14 protein-coding genes are annotated in these 19,702 nt (G+C 70.7%); 4 read left to right on the top strand and 10 right to left on the bottom strand.

Annotated features, from left to right (window positions below; all coding sequences use genetic code 11):
* Window positions 1–50 precede the first annotated feature (50 nt).
* From OG985_RS05630 to OG985_RS05600, 7 genes are all read right to left on the bottom strand, one after another.
* On the bottom strand, window positions 51–857 hold the full coding sequence (locus OG985_RS05630) for a family 16 glycosylhydrolase (protein WP_371674268.1): 807 nt from the start codon (window positions 855–857) through the stop codon (window positions 51–53).
* A gap of 85 nt (window positions 858–942) precedes the next feature.
* Complete coding sequence (locus OG985_RS05625) at window positions 943–1,347, bottom strand: hypothetical protein (RefSeq protein ID WP_371667095.1); 405 nt, start codon at window positions 1,345–1,347, stop codon at window positions 943–945.
* Window positions 1,344–3,092, bottom strand: a complete 1,749-nt coding sequence (locus OG985_RS05620; RefSeq protein WP_371667094.1) for a glycosyltransferase — start codon at window positions 3,090–3,092, stop codon at window positions 1,344–1,346. The genes OG985_RS05625 and OG985_RS05620 overlap by 4 nt, the downstream gene beginning before the upstream one ends.
* Window positions 3,093–3,413: 321 nt before the next feature.
* The gene (locus OG985_RS05615) at window positions 3,414–4,751 is read right to left on the bottom strand and encodes a lipopolysaccharide biosynthesis protein (RefSeq protein WP_371667093.1); all 1,338 of its coding nucleotides are present in this window, start codon (window positions 4,749–4,751) and stop codon (window positions 3,414–3,416) included.
* Window positions 4,748–7,585, bottom strand: coding sequence for an HAD hydrolase family protein (locus OG985_RS05610; RefSeq protein WP_371667092.1), 2,838 nt, complete (start codon window positions 7,583–7,585; stop codon window positions 4,748–4,750). Before OG985_RS05610 ends, OG985_RS05615 begins: the two co-directional genes overlap by 4 nt.
* A gap of 87 nt (window positions 7,586–7,672) precedes the next feature.
* Window positions 7,673–8,758 carry a GNAT family N-acetyltransferase gene (locus tag OG985_RS05605; RefSeq protein WP_371667091.1) on the bottom strand — a complete coding sequence of 362 codons (1,086 nt, stop codon included), beginning with the start codon at window positions 8,756–8,758 and terminating at the stop codon, window positions 7,673–7,675.
* 168 nt (window positions 8,759–8,926) lie between these two features.
* Complete coding sequence (locus OG985_RS05600; protein WP_371667090.1) at window positions 8,927–10,021, bottom strand: phosphotransferase family protein; 1,095 nt, start codon at window positions 10,019–10,021, stop codon at window positions 8,927–8,929.
* Between the two features lie 572 nt (window positions 10,022–10,593).
* Between OG985_RS05600 and OG985_RS05595 the strand changes: the two genes are divergently transcribed.
* The 3 genes from OG985_RS05595 (at window position 10,594) to OG985_RS05585 (ending at window position 13,524) form a co-directional block, all read left to right on the top strand.
* Window positions 10,594–11,031 (top strand): DUF2809 domain-containing protein, encoded by a 438-nt coding sequence (locus tag OG985_RS05595; RefSeq protein ID WP_371674267.1) that lies wholly within the window; start codon window positions 10,594–10,596, stop codon window positions 11,029–11,031.
* 453 nt (window positions 11,032–11,484) lie between these two features.
* Entirely contained in the window at window positions 11,485–12,360 is an 876-nt protein-coding gene (locus OG985_RS05590; RefSeq protein ID WP_371667089.1) for a PhzF family phenazine biosynthesis isomerase, read from the top strand.
* A 366-nt stretch (window positions 12,361–12,726) separates the two neighbouring features.
* On the top strand, window positions 12,727–13,524 hold the full coding sequence (locus OG985_RS05585; RefSeq protein WP_371667088.1) for a hypothetical protein: 798 nt from the start codon (window positions 12,727–12,729) through the stop codon (window positions 13,522–13,524).
* 141 nt (window positions 13,525–13,665) lie between these two features.
* Here OG985_RS05585 and OG985_RS05580 read toward each other — a convergent pair whose 3' ends face one another.
* A complete protein-coding gene (locus tag OG985_RS05580; RefSeq protein WP_371667087.1) occupies window positions 13,666–13,857 on the bottom strand; it encodes a hypothetical protein in 192 nt (63 codons plus the stop codon).
* 639 nt (window positions 13,858–14,496) lie between these two features.
* Here OG985_RS05580 and OG985_RS05575 point away from each other — a divergent pair.
* Complete coding sequence (locus OG985_RS05575; protein ID WP_371667086.1) at window positions 14,497–15,594, top strand: MerR family transcriptional regulator; 1,098 nt, start codon at window positions 14,497–14,499, stop codon at window positions 15,592–15,594.
* Window positions 15,595–15,874: 280 nt separating this feature from the next.
* On the opposite strand, the gene OG985_RS05570 is transcribed toward OG985_RS05575, so the two are convergent.
* Together OG985_RS05570 and OG985_RS05565 are read right to left on the bottom strand one after the other, a co-directional pair.
* Window positions 15,875–18,757, bottom strand: coding sequence for a hypothetical protein (locus OG985_RS05570; protein WP_371667085.1), 2,883 nt, complete (start codon window positions 18,755–18,757; stop codon window positions 15,875–15,877).
* Window positions 18,758–18,904: 147 nt separating this feature from the next.
* Window positions 18,905–19,378, bottom strand: coding sequence for a DUF5707 domain-containing protein (locus OG985_RS05565; RefSeq protein WP_371667084.1), 474 nt, complete (start codon window positions 19,376–19,378; stop codon window positions 18,905–18,907).
* Between the last annotated feature and the right edge of the window lie 324 nt (window positions 19,379–19,702).

The following is a 19,702-nucleotide window of genomic DNA, read 5'->3' as shown; positions in this document are numbered from 1 at the left end:
GGCGGTTCTTTCGGAAGGAGGCGTGTCCGGCCGCCTGTCCGGTGCGGGGTTCACTCCTGCCAGACCCTGACCCAGTCCACCGCCATCCGCGCCGAGTCCACCGAGGGCGGTGGCGACTGCGGTACCCCCACGGCCAGAGTGATCAGGACCTCCATGGGGACCTGGGGAACACGCTCCGCCCCCGTCACCTGGAACCGCTTGACGCCGTCCACATACCAGGTCAGCGCGTCGGGCTTCCACAGGAGGCCGAAGACGTGGTGCCCGGCAGGGAAGTCGACCGGACCGAAGCCGCCTGCCGCCAGCTGGTCGGAGCCGGCACGATCACGCCAGTGCGCGTACATCCTCACGCGCTGCGTGCTGCCGCGAAACTCCATGATGTCCACTTCGGGGGGCGTGTACCGCGATGCCGGCATCAGCCAGAAGTCCGTGAACATGCCTGTCTGCGAGGGGATGCGGACGGACGCCTCGAAGTAGCCGTAGGTGAAGGTCCGCCGGGGGCGGGCGTCCCAGTGGTCCCTGCCGGTGGAGATCATGCCGGAGACCCAGGGATAGGTCCTGCCGTCGCTGCCCCGTGCGGACCGCCGCTCGGCGTTCAGCGTCACGACGCCGTCGCGCACCGAGACCTGGCCGGGGAGGTACCACTGCTGCTCGTCGTTGCTGCTGTTGGTGCATCCCCTCTCGTTCCAGTCGTAGCAGGTGGTCCAGCGCCCGGAGTCCAGACGCGCACCGCGGAAGTCGTCGTGGAAGACCAACCCCCAGTCGCCCGGGGCGGGCGGGCTGGGCTCCTCCGTCCCGCTCGGGCCGCAGGATGCCGTAAGCACCAGCGCGATGGCGGCCAGCGCCCGCCCCGCACGCATGGCAGGCACCGCTACCACCGGTCCCCGGGCGTCGTCGGCGCCGGCTGACGCAGATCCGAAGCTCCCTCGCTGCCGAACGGGCCGTTCATCGCGGCGACCCGGTCGTCTCTGCCGGGCCGTGCGTGTGCGGCGCCGCGTTCCGGCGCCTTCTGCCGGGGCGCGGCGCGAGCGCCAGCACGGAGGTCACTGCCGCGAGGACAAGCACCGCACCGACGAGGGTGAAGGCCCCGGCCAGGAACAGGACCTCCGCCACCAGGACCGACAGGGTCAGGCTGAGCACCACGGCCAGCACACAGGACTCCAGTACGGCGACCCGCTGCGGGTCGCGCACCGCTGCTGGCGGCCGGGCCCATCGGACGGCCGCCAGGCCGGGGCAGACGACCAGGAAGACCGTGACCACGGCCACGCGCAGGAACAGGCCCGGCGGCAGCGCGGTGAACGCCGCGGCCACCCAGCCGGACAGGGCGAGCCCCACTCGGCGGAAGCTCATGACAGCTGCCTCCTCACCGGAGGGTCGTAGCGGTAGACCACCGCGTCACGGTTGCGGTAGGCGAGGGTGAAGCCGGGCGTCCTGGGAAGCACCGCCTGAAGCCTGCTGATGGTCCGGGCGGGCAGCAGTCCGTTGAGACGGTTGTCGGCGAGCGCAGCCCTGTTGAGGATGACGAAGGTCGGTTTGATCGTGCTGTTCCCGGTGATCTTCAGAAGAGCTGCTTGCAGATCCCCGGGCTGCTGCCGGTCCGTGATGAATCTTTGCAGGTCGATCTGGGTCCCGAGGTGATCGTCGTAGTGCATGTCGATGCCCGGACTCGATCCGCCGAGCGAGACGAACTGCGATCCTGACGGGGCGGTGGCGACCGCGTACCTGGCCGCGGCCAGCTCCTGGGGAGTGAAGGAGTAGATCGCCTCCTTGCCGTAGTAGGCGAAGACCAGACTCCCGGCCAGGGCCAGCAGCACGGGGTACACGGCGAGGGTGCGCAGGCGCGGTCGACCGGTCCGTCCGAAGAGCAGGGTGGCGACCAGGAAGGCGGCGGCAGGCAGGGCGAACAGATAGGCCCGGAAGAGCATCTCGCCGCCGTAGGCGTTCGCGGCGAGGAGCGGGAACGGCGAGAGCGCGACCAGGGGCAGCCCGGTCCGGCGGGTCCATGGAACGCGCAGCAGCGCGATCGCGGCCAGCAGCAGGACAGCCGCGGTCAGAGACCGGTCGACCCACGCCACGAAGACCTGCGCCGGGGGAGAGGTACCGAGTCGGTGAAGCCCCGAGGTGACATTGGTGTCCGGTGTGACCAGCGCCCGCAGCATGCCCGCGATGTTCTTCGACATGTAGGGCCGGGCCACGGTGGAGTCCCATACGGCCGTGATCGCGAGCGCTCCCGCCAGGACCGGCACGGTCACTCTCCGGTTGCGGCGCGGCAGTGAGAGGAACGCCAGCGCGGTGATCAGCATGATCGGGGTGAGCTGGTGCGACGAGGCGACCACGGCCACGATCAGCAGTACCGCGATCAGCCGGCCCCGCGGCCAGCTTCGGTCGTGCGGCTGTGGATGTGGCAGCGCGGACGTCGGCAACTGCCGCAGAACCAGGGCGATCACGGTCACGCAGAGCAGGAAGGCGAAGGCCTGGGGGGCGAAGTAGTCCTGTCCCACCCAGGAACAGACGTAGTAGATCCACACGCCTCCCCAGATCAGGCGGCGGTCACGGGTGACACTTCGGTAGAGCAGAAGCAGCGGACCGAGCAGCGCCACGTTGAAGACGGGCTGCGCCCACTGCGCGTAGCCGAGGCAGGATTCGAGACCGGTGGCGCGCAGGAACAGGACGTTGAGCTGGAAGAAGCCCGGCCACTGGTTGTAGATGTCGAACCCGGTCGGGTTCGGCACGTCGCCGTTGTGCCGCAGCATCGCGTCCACCACCGCCACGTGCTTCCAGGCCCAGGAGTAGCGCAGTTCCGGGTACAACAGCGACGGGGTGGCGTGGATCATCCCGATCAGCCCCAGCACGTAGGCCAGAAGCCGGCCGTTGCCGGTCCGCCTGTCGCCCAGTGACAGGCAGAAGCCGAGGGTGAGCAGCGCCAGAGCGACCCAGAACAGTACGGGAAGCACCTGCAACAGCCCCAGGTCGTCCATGCCGCGCAGGTTCACATGGCGCAACGCGAGCAGCCAGAGGACGATCGCTGTCGGCAACACGAGGTGGATCGCCCGGCGGCCGGGAAGCCGCCCGCCCGTGGCGCCCGTGCGCGACATGCCTGTTCTGGGCAGTAGGGAGGCGATGGCCCCGGAACGCGCAGGTTCCCCTGTCACCGTCGCGCGATCGCCCATCGGGCTGCCTCCTCACGTACCGATGCGGGCCCGCGTGGAGACCGCCGTACCCTCTTCAGCACCAGTCAGCGACCCGCCGCCAGCAAGAGCATGTGATGTCCGGTTCGTTCAAGATTAGGCGATTCATCCCGGTTTCTACTCGTCAGGGTTCGTGCACAACCGGGCCGCGACAACGGGTGGGTCGAGCGGTGCTGCCGCCAGATGGGCGCGCTGTCGGCGACGACCGGCGCGTAGCCGCTCGGCGTCTCATCCCCGCGCATCAGCCGCGTGCTGGTACCCGGGCAGCCAGTGCGCCCGACACCACCACAGCGTGGCGGCAACGGTGGTCTGCGCGACGAGCCACGCCGCGCCCACTCCGGCGATGCCCATGGGACCCAGCAGGACGTAGGACAAAACGGTGGCCAGCGTGCACACCGTGGCCAGGATGCCCATCAGCAGACGCAGCCGGCGCTGGGCCCGGCAGATACTGACGGCGGCGACCACCACCAGGTTCGGCAGGGCGGATACGGCGGTCAGCCGGAGCAGATCGGCGCCGTTCCTGGCGTACTCGGGACCGAAGATCCGCAGGATCAGCGGTGCCGCCGCGCACAGCGCGGTGGCAGCGCAGGCCAGCAGCACAAGGGTGTGCCTGAGCACCAGCCTGCAGTGGGCGGCCAGCTGGGAAGGATCGTGGGCCGCCTCGACGATGAGGGAGGCGCCCATGTTGCTGTTCAGCTGGTAGAGCGAGAAGGCGACCAGCCAGGCGAGGGAGAAGTAGGCGGCCTGGCTCGGACCGAGACGGTTGAGGACGATGATCGGCAGGGACGCGGTGGCGGCCAGCCAGAACAGGGCCGCCGTCCAGTCGGCGACCAGGTAGCGCCCGGTGGGCCCGCTGGTGTCCGCGCGGTCGTCGCGCACGGGATCCCCACGCCGGGGCAGGAACCGGGCGAACAGCAGGACGTTGGCCAGCGCGATGGCGACGACGACCGCGAGGGCCCAGGACCACAGGATGCCGGTGGCAGCGAGGGAGGCGAGTGCCACCACGAGCACGATCTTCACCAGCGCGAAGACGACGTTCTCCAGCACCACCCAGCCCGGCCTGCGCAGACCCGTCAGCACGCCGTCCTGCAGCACGAAGATCGCATAGCCGGCGGTCGCCACGACGAACCCGCAGGCGACCAGGGGATGGCGAAGGAACATCAGGCCCGGCGACAGGGCCGGGATCAGGAACACGAACGCTACGGCGAGGACGGTGGTGCTCCCACACGCGGCCAGGTAGGCCGTCGCAACCAGGCGGCGGCTCCTGAGCCCGGCGCCCGGAGTGAACCGGACCAACATGTTGGTCATGTTGAGCTGCCCCGCTCCGGCCAGCAGCATCATCGCCGCGACCGCCGAGTAGTTCCGGCCGACGGTGTCGTCACTGTAGGAGTGGGCGGCCAGCGCCCAGTACAGGGCGCCGAGGGCGGAGGTGAGCATCGAGCTGAAAGTCAGCACGTGCCCGTTGCGCAGCACCATCTCCAGCGACCAGAGCTCCACGGACCGCACCCGCGCGGGCGCGGTGCCCGCGCCCCGCTTCAGCAGACGGGAGACGAGCGCGGCCATCATCGTGACCGCCCCGTACGGCCCCGCCCGGCGGCCCGACGCCCGGGCGGGGCGGACGGCCACCCGGCCGCCGGCTCGGAGCCGGGCACGGTCACGGCCGCACGAGCTCGGGCGAGGCGGACGAGCCGGACGGGCATTCCGGCCCGGCCGGCCTCGGGCACGGCAAGCAGAGCCGTCAGGGCCGCGTCAGCGGGTGACAGTGCCGGCACGCGACACATCGTGCAGTGGCCCGGCGCGTGTCCGAGCAGCCGCGCCACCGCGTCGGCCAGCCCGGCCTGGTAGGGCCGCCGCAAGACCGTCACTCCCGCCGCCCGCACCTCGGGCGCGGCGTTACCCGGAGCGAAGCCGGCGTGGGCCCACCGCAGCAGCGGGATGTCGGTGGCGCTGTCGCCGACGGCCAGCACCGGGCGCACCCCCGCCGGGGCGCCGAGCAGGTCCAGCAGTGCCGCGAAGCCGGTCGCCTTGTCGACGCCCACAGGAACGAAGTCGGTCTGTGTCTCGCCCTGCACCGCGACGAAACCGGCGGCATGCGGACTGTCCGCCAGCTCTCGCACGGTCCGGGAGTCGAGCGCCACACGGCCCGCGCCCCACCCTCTGGACGCCCGCACGCAGTACCGGTACTGGGGGTCGACGCTCACGGACGGCAGCCCGGACAGCACCCGCACCAGCGCCGAGCGATCGGGACCGGTCACGAGCGGGACGCAACGGTCCCACCCGGCGTCGTACACCACAGCGCCGTACTCGGCGACGCCGCCGCGCAGCCCGTACGCCCGGCAGCGGTCGCGCAACTCCGGCACGGAACGCCCGGTTGCCAGCAGCACCCGGTATCCGTGCCCGCGCAGACCGCGCAGGGCCAGCATTCCGGCCGGCGAGGAGGCCGGGGCGCCGGCCAGGTCCGACTCCAGGACGCCGTCCACGTCCAGCGCACACCATTGCCCCGGTGACCGCGCGGTCCGGTCCATGTCCCCGGTCTCCCCGACGGTGTCGAGGTAGAGCCCGGCGAGGTACTCCTGCAGGGCCCGCGAACGCGCCCGTCTGGCCTCGGCCTCCCCAGGTTCCGCGGCCGCCCCCGAGTGGGCGAGACGCTCGGCGTTCCAACCGTGGGCGGCCCCGTACACACACCACCGTGCGGCCGGCACCCGGCTGCCGGTGAGGCGCTCGTAGTCGGCCAGCATCCGGTCCGCGTGCTCCGGATGACTCTGCGCGGCGCCCGCGAGGTCGAAAGCCGCGTCATACGCGGCCAGGTCCAGATGGCTGAAGTGCCCTTCGTCGAAGTCGGCCTTGCTCCATCCACCGGGGCCGGGCCACCAGCGCCCGCACATCATTTCCCCGTCCACCAGCGAAGCGGACGGGGTGTGCAGCAGGTCGCGGAGCAGCGGATCGATCAGCAGCGCCCGCAGCGGCACCGCCAGTCGGCCGCACCGGACGGCGAACACCCGCGCCGCGATCTCCCATGCCGGTTGACGTCCCGTCAGCAGCGGTCCCCGGTCGGTCGGCAGCGGCAGCCGGGAGCGGCGTTGGACGACATAGCGAACGACATCGTCGGCCGGGATCTGTCGTGTGGGGGCGAGGTCCGGCAGCAGATCCGGCTCCCCGGGACGGCGCACCCTCAGGAGCACTCCGTCATGGAACCCCTGGATGGGTGGCACCAGACCATCGAGCGCGTCGGCGACCGCCAGGGCATGGCGCCCGAAGTATCCGGTCCCCGCCCCCTGGGCGACCAGCTGCACATCTGTGTCGCCGGTGCCGGAGCGCAGCCGGGCGGTAAGGGGTACCTCGAGGTGCGACCAGCGAGACGGCAGGCTGGGCTCGTCCGCCGACACGGCGAGCACCTCCTGGTCCGGCAGCAGTGCCGCCAGCGTGCGGCGCAGTTCCCGGGCCCGCATGCGGTCACGGATGTGCCACTCCTGCGGCGGCAGCACAACGTGGGGGAAGTCGTGCACGAGTGCGGGAAGCGACCGGTCGCCGAAGGCGGCCGTGAGCAGGACCACCCGTTCGGTGGGAAAGCCGGCCCGCAACAGCCCTCGTGCCACCCTGACCAGACTGGCGCCGGTGATCGGCGGATCGTCGATCAGCAGGGCCAGCGTGTCGTCCCGCGCGGCGGAGCGCAGCTCGGCTGCGTCCGCGCGGAGGGACGGGCCCGCGGGCCGCGTCGTGCGGACCTGGACACGGGTGTATCCCTCGGCGCGCAGGAGGGCCCCGGCCAGCGGCGCCAGATAGGTGCCCGAGGTGCGCACCCCGATCACCAGGAGGGCGCGGCGGCGATCGGGGTACCGGCGTACGAAGCGGGTGACGAGCTCGGCGATGTCGCGGGGGTGCTGGTCGAAGCTGCGGAAGCAGGACGGCGGCCGCAGGACACAGCCGTCGAGCAGGGCCGCGACGGGCCTCGGCACCTCGCCACCCAGTCGCTCGAGCAGTACGGCGGCCCGTTCGCCGCATCCGCCCCGGTCGGTGTCGCCGTCGGGGAGCCGCGCCGTCACCTCGTCCGCCAGGGCGTCCGTGAGCTGCCACATCACTGACAGCCAGGCCCGCAGCCGACGGATGGCGAGCGTCAGCCCGGACGCCGTCACGGTGCCGTTCAGCGCGTGCCTCAGCACAGTCCCCGCACCCGTCCCGTCGAGGTGCACAGCGGCCCGGCTGAGCAGCCACGACGTGCCGGTCAAGCGGTCCTCGCAGACCTGCGTGATGCCTGCCGCGTAGAGGTAGGCGTCCAGCGGATCGCCGCGTCCGGCGGCATCGAGCAGCCCGCGGTGCAGTTCCGGCACATCGGCGTGGAGGTCGGGCACCGCCCGCCGGGGGAGGGCGTCAAGGGGATGGCTGCCTGGAATGGGGACCACTCCTCTCCTCCCCGCACCCGCGTGGGGCGAGCGCGGCGTGCGCGGCCCTCGCGCTGCCTCCGGTTGGCGCCCGGTGGGTGGGGAACGTCAGACGTCCTGGAAACGGATCACGCGCTTGACGGCTGTCCGCAGCCCGTGCTCGGCCCTTGAGACAGGAAGCCGTTCACGGAAGTAGCGCGGGGACGAGCAGGCGACGGCCCCGAACCCCGCCTTGAAGTGCGCCAGTGAGGAATCCGGGGTGGACTCTCCCATGTCGTAGCACCGGCAGCCTGCCTCGCAAGCCTCTTCGATCGCCAGCTGGTGCAGCAGGAAGTTGGCCCGAACCGGATGGGCCAGCTCCCGGTTCATGGCCCCGCGCCAGAACTTGGCCTGGCCGCCCTGCCGCAGTACGACGATCGCCGCTGCGGGTTCCCCGCCGTGCCAGGCCACCCAGATCGCGCAGGCTTCGCCGAACCTGGCGGCCACCGCGGCGAGCCGTTGGCCGGGAAACTCCCTCCTCCTGCGCCACCGGGCCAGCGCCAGCGGCTCGTGCTGCTGCCCGGCCCAGCGCTCGATCGACTGCTCGTACAGCTGGTGGAAGACCGGGACCAGCCGACCGGTGCGGTCCACCTGCACGTTCAGGGACACACGCTCGGCCCGGCGCACATCGCGCCGCGCACGGGTACGGAAACGCTGATCCCAGACGGTGCCGAAGCCGCCGTCGAGGCTCAGCACCTGTGTCATGTGGGGCTCCAGCCGGAACTCCGCCGGGACAGCCTTCTCCCACGTCTCCGCATCCCCCGGCCGGAAGCGCACGCCGACCCGGAGAGCGGGCCGGTCCGCCAGGTCGGCGAACAGCACCCGTGCCTTCCGCAGACCGACGCCGCCCGGGGTCACCGGCCCGCCGATTCCCCACCCGACCGGCCAAGACTCCACCGCGTCCAGCCGCTGGGGCCGCCGCGCCCGGCTCACCAGCGGAAGCACCATACGGCTGCCGTCCTCGAACGCGTAGAGCCGGCTGGAGTCCCGGTACGACCCCGTGGCGCACAGACAGTCGAGCCAGGCCGGTGTCTGGGTGGCGTGACTACCGCCGTCCTGTGCGGCCAGCTCCCACCAGATCTCCCGGGGCGCCGGCGTCGTCACACGCGCACTGCCGGCGGCGGTGTCGATCAGGAGTTCAGCGGGTGCGTTCACGACCTTCTCCTGCAGAAGGGGTGGTCCCGCAAGAAGGATGCTCACGGAGCGAAGACGCACCGACCTCCACGTTCAGATCCTAGATGAGGTGAATCGGGCAGGCATCCCAGGCGATCGCCACCCCGGCGCAGAGCCCGGACGGTGCGGACCCCCGCTCGCCCGCCGCGTTCACCGCCCCGACGCTCCCACCGCCCGGCCACGGAGTCCGCGCGCGGACGTCTCGTCCGCGGCCACCTCGGCCAGTACGGGCACGACGTTCTCACCGATCCAGCGGCGGCTGCGCCCGTACCGGCCCGACTTCGTCACGTTGCCCGCGACATGCCACAGCCAGGTCAGCAGCGTCATCGCGATCTCACCCTCGGCGTCCGCAACCAGTGCACCCGCCTCTTTGAGGAGACGCTGGTCGGCGGGCAGCAGGGAGCCGCGCCGCACCGTGTCGGCGACGATCCGCCCCAACTGCCGCCCGCCGAGCTGATGCCGAAGGGTCAGGACGAAGGTGTGGCAGTCGAGCGCCGCCGGACCATCGGGCAGGGCACCGGCCCAGTCGATCACCCCGCACAGAGTCCCCTGCGGCCCCGTCAGCAGCACGTTGCCGGGGTGAAAGTCGCCGTGCGTCCATGCCACCAGCAGCCGGCGGCCCTCCAGCGCGCGCACCAGGCGGTGGCGCAGCACCGTCACGCCGTCCGCGCCTCTGCCCCGGCGGCACCACCCCACTTCCGCGGTGAGGGCGGCCAACTGAGGATCAACCCAGTCACCCACCCGCCCCGTCACGTCCTCCGCCCGTCCGGTGGCCTGGTGCACCTCACCGATGGTGCCAAGCGCGGACACCGCGACCCGGCGGGCCAGTGCCGGGCGATACCGCAGCAGTCTGTCGCCCTCGACGCCGGGCAGAGCGCGCTCCACCACGAGGGGTAGCGGCCCTTCAAGGCGGCACTGGTCCACGACGGGCAGCAGCCGCCGCCATGCGCCAAGACGCTCGTCACCCAGCAGGCACCGGACGGCATCACATTCCCGCGTCAGCGACGTGACCGCGCGAGAACTGCGAGGATGCTTGACCACGACGGGCCCTACGCCGTCACCGTCCAGGCGGAACACCAGCAGGTCGGAGAACGTCCGTCGCGCACCCCTCGGATCCCCGTAGGCGACGCCGCCGACCCGGAGGGATGCCGTGAGCCGACGGGCGGTCAGAACATCGGCAGGGCGGGTCAGCAGCCCGACCGGGCGCAGCGGCAGGAGGCCGCGCAGCTCCGCTGAAAGGGTCATCCGGCCCTCCTTCCGGCCAGCCGACCGTAGAACCGCCAGGGCCCTGTCTTCATCGTCGCCGCTGCCCGCCCCAGGGGCGACTCGACAGCGAAAGGGCCCGCGAGCGCCGGCGTCACCGTTCCTGCGGACATCGGACGGCCTCCTGGCCACGGTGAACACGGGATGCGGTCCAACAATGTGCACGGCCTGGGCAGCAGGTCATGGCACATGACTCCGGAACCGACTCGGCACGACGCGCCAGCGATCGCTACGTCCTGCTGAGCCGGAAGCGCGTGCCGGCCGGCGCTCTGGACCGGGCCGCGACGGTGCGCATCGCCAGGACGCCGCTTGTGCAGTAGCCGGTCACGCGATCGGTCCGCCGCCGACCTCGGGCTGGGTGGTGAGCAACCTGAGTAGGCGCCGGCATCGCTCGGTTCACCTTCGGTCGCGGTGCCCGCGCCCCTGCGAGGCAGTGGGTCTGCGCCTTCTGCCGGCGCGGCCGTTGCGATTCAGGATGGGGCGGGCCACATGCAAGACCGCTGCCGCCGTCCACCGGGCATCCGGCAATCCGGCAATATGACCCCGTGACCCTCATCCACGGAACCGACAACGGTGGCATCGGCGCCGCCGCCGATCCGGCGCGGACCCGTCTGGCGGCGGTCGGCGCCATGGTGGTGACCGCTGGTGCGGGGCTGGGGCTCAGGGCAGTAGCGGCAGGAAGCGTGGCGAAGTTCGGCGGAGACGCGCTGTACACCGTCTTGATACAGGCTCTTGTCGTCCTGATAGTGCCACGGGTGAGGCCTGTGACGGCCGCCGGGAGCGCGCTGGTGGTCAGTTGGGTCGTCGAGTTCCTTCAGCTCAGCGAGGTGCCGGCGGAACTCTCCGAGCGCAGCTCCGTCGCTCGCCTCGTACTCGGTTCCACTTTCAATCCGCCCGACCTGTTCTGGTACGGAGTGGGCGCGGCGGCGGGCTGGCTCGTCCACACGGCGCTGAACTCCTTCCTGTCACGCCGACATACGGGGCGCGACTGAAGTCACGATCCCCACGACTTCTGATCCCGACGTGTCCCGCCTGCTCGAGCGTGCGTTCCAAGTCGGCTGCCGCATGATCGCTGCGGGAGGACGAAGGGAAGGTGAAGGGTAGAGGGTAGGCGGGCGTCAGGACTTGCGACGGGAGCAGTCGAGTGAGCGAGCAGCACAGGCGGAACTGGGTGCGTATGACACCGGACGACTTCGACCGGGACGCCCCACTGCGCCTGGATGTGCCCGTCGGGCCGACCGCCGTCCCGGCGGTGCCCGACGAGTGCGGCACGTCTCCACTGTTCGGCGATGAGATGTCAACACAGGGTGCGGCACGGCCAGGGCGGCGGCGTTCCGTAGCGTCCGCCGAGCAGCAAGAGCTGTTCTGAGCTGTGGTGTCGGTCGACGTTCTCGTCTCCACCGGCGCCAGGAATAGCGGCGGCGACGCCCCGCGTTCTGATGGCCATGACGACGAACGTGCCGCGACCCGAGGTCCTGCGATACACCGCCTTCTCCAGCGCCCCCGACGGCGGAAACCTCGCCGGCGTAGTCCTCGACGCCGCTGCCCTGGGCGACAGCGACATGCTGGCCATCGCCGCCGAGCTCGGATACTCGGAGTCCGCGTTCCTGACAGCGCCCCCGGCGGCCCTTGGCGGCCAGGAGGGACGGGCGTACAGCATCCGCTACTTCAGCCCCAAGGCCGAGGTGCCGTTCTGTGGGCACGCCACCGTCGCGGCCGCCGTTGCGCTCGCCGAGCGCATCGGCCCCGGAGAGCTGCTGTTCGCGACGCGCGCCGGCACGGTGCCCGTGGAGGTGGCCGAGGAGAGTGGCGCCGTCCGGGCCACCCTCACCAGTGTCGAGCCGTACATCGAGGAGGTCGCTGACGCCGACCTCGATGAGGCGCTCGCCGCGCTCGATTGGCCGGCCGCTGATCTCGACCCGGCCTTCTCGCCCCGTATCGCGTTCGCCGGCGCCCGCCACCTGGTTCTCGCGGCGGCAACCCGGGCTCGCCTCGCGGACCTCGCGTACGACTTCCCGCGCCTCGAAGCTCTCATGCACCGCTTGGACCTGACCACGGTTCAGTTGGTGTGGCGGGAGTCGGCCACCGTCTTCCATGTCCGTGACCCGTTCCCCGTCGGAGGCGTCGTCGAGGACCCGGCGACCGGGGCCGCTGCCGCCGCGTTCGGTGCGTACGCCCGTGAACTGGGCCTCGTTCCCGACGACGCCGTCCTCTTCCTGCACCAGGGCGAAGACCTGGGCCGCCCCGGCGAACTGACGGTGACGCTGCGCGCAGGTGATCAGCGCGTCCGTGTGAGCGGTGCAGGAGCTCGCATCGGCTGAACGGCTACCGCAGCTACGTCAGCTCGGTACGGTCCCGGCGGCCGGTCGCGGCGGCACTGCCGTCGCCGTCGCGCCGGCCCCGGGGGCGCACGCAAGGCGCATTCCTTCCTGCGGTCTGCGGATTCGGCCCGACGGAACACCCACCAGTCGTGGTCGGAGGACCCACCGGCGGCCCGTCCTGGTGAACTCAACCGGGCCGGAGGCCTTGGCGCACCCGTATCGCCCCTGCTCGGCGTCCGTCGCGCCGCCGCCACGAGTCGAAAATGCCGCTCACCGCAATTGGGCAACCTTGCACGGCAGTTACGAGTCTAGCCATCACGCCTCGTCGTGACGAGACGGCGAGCAACGACCCCGAAGGAGGATGCCATGCGTATCCGTCCTGTCGTCACTGTCGTGTGCCTTGCGACTGCCCTTTCCGCTTCTGCATCGATTCCGGCAGCCGCCCAGGCGGCGGACCGGTCCGCCGCGCCCAGCGACACGACGTTCTCGAACGTCGTCGTCAACGGCGGCGAGGACATCGTGCTCGGCCTGACCACCAGGAAGACCATCACCATCACGTGGACAGCGACGGACCCGGACGGCGTCGCCGCGTCGTGGGCCTACCTGTGGCACGGCCCCAACACCGACGACGCCGACGGCGTACTGCCGTACTACGCACCGGCAGGCACGTGCACCGTGTCGCCCACCGACCCCACCACGTCCGCCTGCACGGTGAGCTTCGGCGTGGACGCCGCGCGGAGCTTCGGCCACAACGGCCTCGCCGGCACCTGGAAGGTGCTCGCCGGAGCGCAGGATGCCAGCGACGACTGGACAGAGATCGACGCCGCCGGCACGGCGCAGTTCAAGCGGTACGCCAAGCTGACAGTCAACGCCTCACCCGAGCCGGTACAGAAGGGCAAGACCATCACGGTCACCGGCAAGCTGACCCGCGCGAACTGGGAGAGCGGCACCTACACCGGCTACCAGGGCCGATCGGTCAACCTGCAGTTCCGCAAGAAGGGCAGCACCACCTACACCACCCTGAAGACCATCACCAGCGGCAGCGGAGGCGCGCTGAAGACCACCACGAAGGCCAGGACCGACGGCTATTTCCGTTTCGCCTTCCCTGGCACCGTCACCACCGGCTCGTCAACGGCAGCCGGTGACTTCGTCGACGTCAGGTGAGGTGCTGGGTGGGTCTGTCAAGCGAACCGCTCTGTCATGCTGGGTCGAGCGACCGCGATCCCCGTCGTACTCCTCGCGGCAGATGGGCTCGGCGGCCTGGGACGGTGGCCGAGCGTCTGGCGACTGTCGGGTGGCGAGGTGTCAGCTGCAGGTCCGGTAGTCGTAGCCGGCGAGCCGGGCGTTGCCGTCGCCGTCGTAGAAGTTGTACCGGCCCTCACTGTCACGGGTCATGTTGATGTGGTACGTGGAGCCGTTGTAGTGGTCGACGGCACCACTCTGATCATTATCCGCCACGTTGTACGACGCGAACCTGAAGGTGTCCTTGCCAACCACCCCGTCAACCGGCTGGCTCCGCTCTCTCTGCCAGGTCTCGGTCGCGGTCTTGGTGCCGGCACCGAAGACGCCGTCGATGGCCGAGGAGGAGAGGAGACCGTCTGCCCACAGGATCTTCTGCCACAGGCAGGTGGCATTGGAGGACGTGTTCGAGCTGGTCGACAGGATTCCTTCGTCGTTCCAGTCGTCGGGGTCCAGGCCGCCGCGCCGTAGACGTAGGCACGGCCGTTGTAGGAATTGCTCGCGGAGGCGGGTGAGGCGCTCAGCACGAGCGTGAAGGCGGCGAGCGCGCCGATGGTGCCGGCGGCCAGCTGGGCTTGCTTCGTACGTACACTCACGGATGTCTCCTCTTTCGGTGACTGTGCACGGGCCCCGGCCCAGCGGGGTTCAGGAAACCGCGCCCGTTACCCGACGCGATGTTGGCCTGGGGTGCGTGGAACGCTAGTCGCAAGTGCTGCTCCCTTACGCCCAACTGTGGGTTGAACTGCTCCTGCAACCAGGGTGGTTGCCCGCCTACCCCCAGGGGTGTACCTGCGGGTGAAAGCGAGGTGCCGGCCACACCGTGCGCGGACGGACATACGGGTCTGCCGGACGGCTGGGGTTGACCCTCGACTTGGTGGAGGGCTCAGGGTCTTGGGTGTGGAGAGCGAGATGCGCGGTATTGGTGAGATGGCCCGGGACAGTGGACTGAGCGTGAGCGCCCTGCGGTTCTACGACGGTGCCGGCGTGCTGGTCCCGGCCTGGGTGGATCCGGTGAGCGGCTATCGCTGGTACGGCTCACAGCAGCTCGAAGAGGCCCGCCTGCTGGCCCGGTTGCGCCGGGCCGGTATGCCGTTGGCGGACATCCGGCTGGTGCTGGCCGGATCGTCCGGTGAGGACACCGACCTGGTGCGGAAGCTGCTTCAGACGCATCTGCGCCGTCTCGAACTGGGGCTGTCCGATGCCCGCATCGAGTTCTCCGCGGTCCGAGCGCTACTCGAACGCAGGGAGAATCCCATGACTTTGCTCCGCACCGCCAGTACTGTCCGATTGGCCGTCTCTACGGCTGAGTTGGCCGCCGCATTGGACGCCGTCCGCTTCGCCGCCAGTACCGACCCGGAGCTGCCGATGCTCGGCGGCGTCCTGTTCGACATCGAGGACGAGACGCTCCATGTCGTGGCCACCGACCGGTACCGGATGGCGATCGCACAAGCAGGTGTCACCGGGCATGGCGGGCCCCGTACGCAGGTGATCGTGCCGTCTCCGCTCGCCGACGCGATGCGAGCGCTGCTCAGTGACGACGCAGCCGTCCAGTTCACTGTGGATGGCGATCGGGTGGCCTTGGAGGCAGGGGACCGTCAGGCGGCCGGTCAGGTTCTCGATCACGACTTCCCTGACTACCGTCGCCTCATCCGCCTGCCGGCAGGGCACCGTGCGCTCGTGGATGTCCGTGCTTTCAGGACGGCGGTGGAAACCGGCCCCGTCCGCGTCAGTGAGGTGCGCGAGCAGGACGGCGTGGCCTGTGAGCTCAGCGTGCTCAAGATCGCGGGTGACGGGACGGTGTGCGTCTGTGAAGACGGCGACGACGGCCAGGGCAACATCGCCGTCAATCGCGAGTTCTTGCTGCATGCCCTCGCCGCCGGGGCTCGGGACCAGCTGATTCTGGAGGTCGGCGCCCCCACAGCACCCCTGGCGATCCGCCGGACCGATGCCGAGGACACCTTCTCGATACTGATGCCTGTCCGCCTGGAAAACTGACTGGCCGGCTCGTTGCCGGATCCGCTCGCGCAACGGCCGCCGCTCCGCGGTCAGTCCGCCACCTGTGCGTTCCGCCCAGCACGGGCCTACCGCAGGAACCAGCACACGTCACCCACACTGGAGTGGGCTGCCAGGCTCGCTGCCGCGTGCCGCTGTGCGCAGGAGGTCCGGGAGATCATGCCCGATCCGGCCGTCTGATCGTTGAGTCGAGCGTCCCCTTCGCCCGCTCGGCCCCTCCCGGTCCGGGCCGGCCGCGGCCTGCCCGGACCGGGGCGGTTTGTCATGAGGAGGCGTCGTCCACCGGGCAGGTGTAGCTGTCGTCGGGGCCCCAGTGGGTGACGGATTGTGCGCCGTCGGCCAGGATTCCGCAGGTCAGGTCGGTGATCTTGGTGCCTGTGGGGGTGATCTCGCGGATGTGGATCTCCTTGTTCGGGGGGTAGTTGTGGCTGCCGTCCAGGGTGATGACCCCGGACTCTCCGACGTACTCGGGGACGCCGGGATCCTGCAGGTAGGTGACGAGTGCGCTGGGGGAGAAGGAGCGGTCCGTGGTGAAGATGGCGTCCATGGCCTCGGAGAGGATGTTGACGGCGTCGTGGCCGACCGCGGAGTCGTTCTCGGCGGACAGGCCGAAGGCCTCGCGGAAGGTCTTGGCGAACGGGCCGTCGGGGGCCGGCAGGCTGAACTGGTTGTAGAAGAGCGTCAGGGCGCCGTACTTCTGCGGCATCAGGCTCGGATGCAGGACCAGGTCCGGGGCGGGGCTCTCCGCCAGTACCGCCACACCTCCCCGGTGGGCGCGGCATTGCCGGTTGTGCTGCATGTAGAGGAACAGGTCCTCCATGACGCTGGAGCGGGCCGCGTAGAAGACGAATCCGTTGGTGCGCTGGACCAGGGTGCAGACGGTGTCGGCGACGGCTCGTGTGCGGCGGCCGTCGTCCACCTCGCCGTAGGGCACCAGACGCACGAGCCCGGTGGAGCGGTAGGCGGACTGGAAGCGGTGGGCGAGGTCGGCGCTGAAGTACGTGTCCTGCGGGTCGAAGACGACGACTGCGGCCGGTCCGAGGGCTCCGGGGGCGGGTGCGGCCATGGGCTGCAGCCGGGGCGAGTGGCGGGCGAAGGCGGCCACCACCGCCGCGATGCGTGAGTCGGGTGGTGAGAGCTGGAAGTACGACACGGGTGAGGCGCCCTGGACCATGCGCTGCCCGGAGACGCCGGTGCCGAGGACGGTGATGCCTCGGGCCCCGAGTTCGATGGCGGCCTGCTGGGATTCCGGGCGGCTCTGGGTGAGGCCGATGACGGCCGCGATGTGGTCCCGTTCCGCCCGGTCGATGATGATCTGCGCGACGTCCACGCCGGAGTGGCCGCCGTCGGCGGTGGTGCCGGCTGCGGTGCGTGAGCCGTAGCGGAAGTATTCGCCGGCGTTGGCGATGAGCAGCCGCACGGGCACCTGCGACTTGCGGTGGCCGTCGTTGACCTGCTTCTGGGCGAGCAGAGCGCCGCGCAGCATCTGGAAACCGGTGGGCACGGTGCGTTTGGACTCCGAGCCCACGCTCAGCGGCGCGAAGAAGACGAGACTGCGATACGGCCGGCTGGTGTCCACCTGTGCGTTCTGGTGGCCGAGGGTCTGCTCCAGCTTCCTCAGGTCCGGTGCGTACAGGCCGTGGGCGAGGTCGCAGCCGTCGGTGCCGTCGGTGAGACCGACCACCTCCCCGCTCGGCACGTGCCGGCAGGAGGAAGAAGCGGCGACAGGACGGGGGGCGGGGGAGTGTGCGCCGAAGAAGTGCTCCACCAGTGCCCGGGACAGGAGGAAGCCGCCGGTGCACAGCAGCGCCGCGGCGGTGACGGCGGCCACCGGACGCGCCCAGTCCAGGGCGCGGGGGCGCTGGGACTTCACGGCGCGGTGGACGGCCAGCCAGTCCTTGGCCGTGCCGTCGTCGTCGGTGCGCGGCAGGGCCAGCACCTGCACGGCCTCGGTGGCCCGGCCCGCGACCACCGCCGCGAACAGTGCGGCCAGTGCCCCTTCGGCGCGGCGGGCGTCGGGGATGGCGCGCTGCTGCGCCGGCAGGACCGGGCGGAGCGGCCCGGCGGCGTAGGAGGGGAGTTCGGCGGTGGCGGCGCCCAGCACGAGCAGGGGGCTGGTGCCGGTGTCGCGGACGACGGCGGCGTAGGTGTCCAGGAACTTGCGGCAGGCCGATCCCTCACCGCCCACGGTCGGCAGGAGCAGAACGAAGGCCCACCGCCGCCTGGGGCGGCGCCGGCTCCACACCCGGGGCCGTGCCGCTTTGACCAGGTCCCGGATCAGCGCGGTGAGCAGGATCTGGCGGACCACCGCCTCGTCGCGGACAGCCAGGGCCGCCGCCTCCGGGTGACCGGGCTCCGCCGGGTCCTGGGCGAGCGTGTGCTGGTGTGCCGCGCGCAGGGCCGACGCCGCGTTGAGGAAGCTGCGTCCGGCCTGGTTCAGCATGCGGCCCACCCACGGGTGATGCCGGTCGACCCGCATGCCGTACCACTTACGCCACAGCCAGCCGGCCGGTACGACGGTCAGCAGCCGGAGCAGCGCTCCCCATCTCCCGCCGACGGCGTCGCCGAGCCGCGCCGCGTTGGGGGGAGCCTGGAATCTCTGGGTGAACCGGTCGCAGAGCACGCTCTGCAGGGCCTGGCGTTCCTCTTCCGCGCCGGGCGGGAGGACGGCGCGCAGGACTGCCAGGCAGGTGTCGAACTCGGGCAGCCGCAAGGGTCCGGCTCCCTCGGGCATGGAGGCGCGGAGTTGGAATGCCACGTCCTCCAGCAGCCGCACGTGCGGGGCGCCCGCGGGGTCCTCCTGCGGGCCGGTGCGTGCGAGCCGTGCGTCGTCGACGACCGCGTGCGGCGCGAGGCTGGCCAGATACCGGTCCGGCTCGTTTGCGGAGGACACCAGGCGTTGCCGGTAGGCCAGTACGAGTGGGGTGAGTGCTGGATCCGGCCCGGCGGCGGCGGTGCCTGCCGCCGTTGTGCCGTCCGGTTCGCGGGCGAGCAGGAGGGCCGGCAGCCGGTGCCCGCGGGACTGTGCCAGGCGCGGCCTGCCGGTCTGCCGGTCGGCGACGTAGCGGTCGATGGCCTGGACGACCTTGTCGAAGCCGGCCGGCAGGACGAGCTGTTGCTCGTCTCCGGGGGGTGGGTGCAGCACGCAGTACCTCCACGTCGCATAGGTCCGTGGAGTGTTCCGCGCGGCTGGGAAGCGCATGGGCGATGCGAGGATTTTGTCGCTATTCGATGGCTGATGAAGTGATGTGGCCGCCGTGCGCCCGCATGGCGGCCGTTCGCACCTCGTTCCTCAGCCGTTTCCGCGCGTCACCGTGAATGTCGACGCCTTGGCGGAGTAGGTCGTGTCGCCGTCCTTCGCGGTGACCAGGACCGCCATGTTCCAGGTTCCGGTGGGCACGGTGGTGGATTCCTTGCTCGGCTCGATCGGCAAGCTGTAGGTGCACACCGAGGTCTTCTTCGAGGTCGCCTCGCAGCTGGCGCTCTCCACGTCCTTCATCTCGGCCGCCTTCGGGTCGAGCTTCGAACTCTTCGGCCAGGCAAGCACCTTCACGCTCTTGATGCCGGAGTCGTCGCTCGCGGTCGCGGTGAACGTGAAGCTCTCGGTGCTGTCGGCCCCCAGTACCACCGAGGTGGCCGTGGCCTTGTCGATCGTCGGACGTGCGGCGGCGGCATCGGCCGTGCCGACCAGGGCGACGGTGGCGGCGGCCACACCGCCCAGAACGGCGACACCCGCGAGTGAAGAAAGAACCAGACGTGCGGACATGTGAATCCCCCAAGGACGAATCAGCGTGAAAGTGAGAGCGGGTGGGAAGCCGGGCCTGCGCTTGCCCCCTGCGTGCTGTGTCCATGGTGTGGCACGCGGCCATCCCCGGGCATGAGTACATCTACTCACCCACTACTCGAACAGACGCTTTGAGTACGGGAGTTACGCGGTAGACATCCCGCCCGGCCCGACCGGTCCGCTCTCACACGCCAGGATCGTCGAAGGGCGGCCCGGCCCCGCGCGGTCACGAAGGCGCGGTGACAGTGCTGCCCCGGGTGAACTCCGGCTTGATGGAGGCATGTTGAGGATGTGAAGAATTGACGG

This window comes from Streptomyces sp. NBC_00289 (assembly GCF_041435115.1).
In the GTDB taxonomy this organism is placed as follows: domain Bacteria; phylum Actinomycetota; class Actinomycetes; order Streptomycetales; family Streptomycetaceae; genus Streptomyces.
The sequence above is the reverse complement of the archived record's forward strand: the minus strand, read 5'-3'. Positions and strand labels throughout refer to the sequence as shown.

Excerpts from the sequence above, each read along its gene's own strand:
- OG985_RS05585 (WP_371667088.1), top strand. The coding sequence starts at position 12,727 with ATGCGTATCCGTCCTGTCGTCACTGTCGTGTGCCTTGCGACTGCCCTT.
- OG985_RS05625 (WP_371667095.1), bottom strand. The coding sequence starts at position 1,347 with ATGAGCTTCCGCCGAGTGGGGCTCGCCCTGTCCGGCTGGGTGGCCGCG.
- OG985_RS05615 (WP_371667093.1), bottom strand. The coding sequence starts at position 4,751 with ATGATGGCCGCGCTCGTCTCCCGTCTGCTGAAGCGGGGCGCGGGCACC.
- OG985_RS05620 (WP_371667094.1), bottom strand. The coding sequence starts at position 3,092 with ATGTCGCGCACGGGCGCCACGGGCGGGCGGCTTCCCGGCCGCCGGGCG.
- OG985_RS05565 (WP_371667084.1), bottom strand. The coding sequence starts at position 19,378 with ATGTCCGCACGTCTGGTTCTTTCTTCACTCGCGGGTGTCGCCGTTCTG.
- OG985_RS05630 (WP_371674268.1), bottom strand. The coding sequence starts at position 857 with ATGCGTGCGGGGCGGGCGCTGGCCGCCATCGCGCTGGTGCTTACGGCA.
- OG985_RS05590 (WP_371667089.1), top strand. The coding sequence starts at position 11,485 with ATGACGACGAACGTGCCGCGACCCGAGGTCCTGCGATACACCGCCTTC.
- OG985_RS05600 (WP_371667090.1), bottom strand. The coding sequence starts at position 10,021 with ATGACCCTTTCAGCGGAGCTGCGCGGCCTCCTGCCGCTGCGCCCGGTC.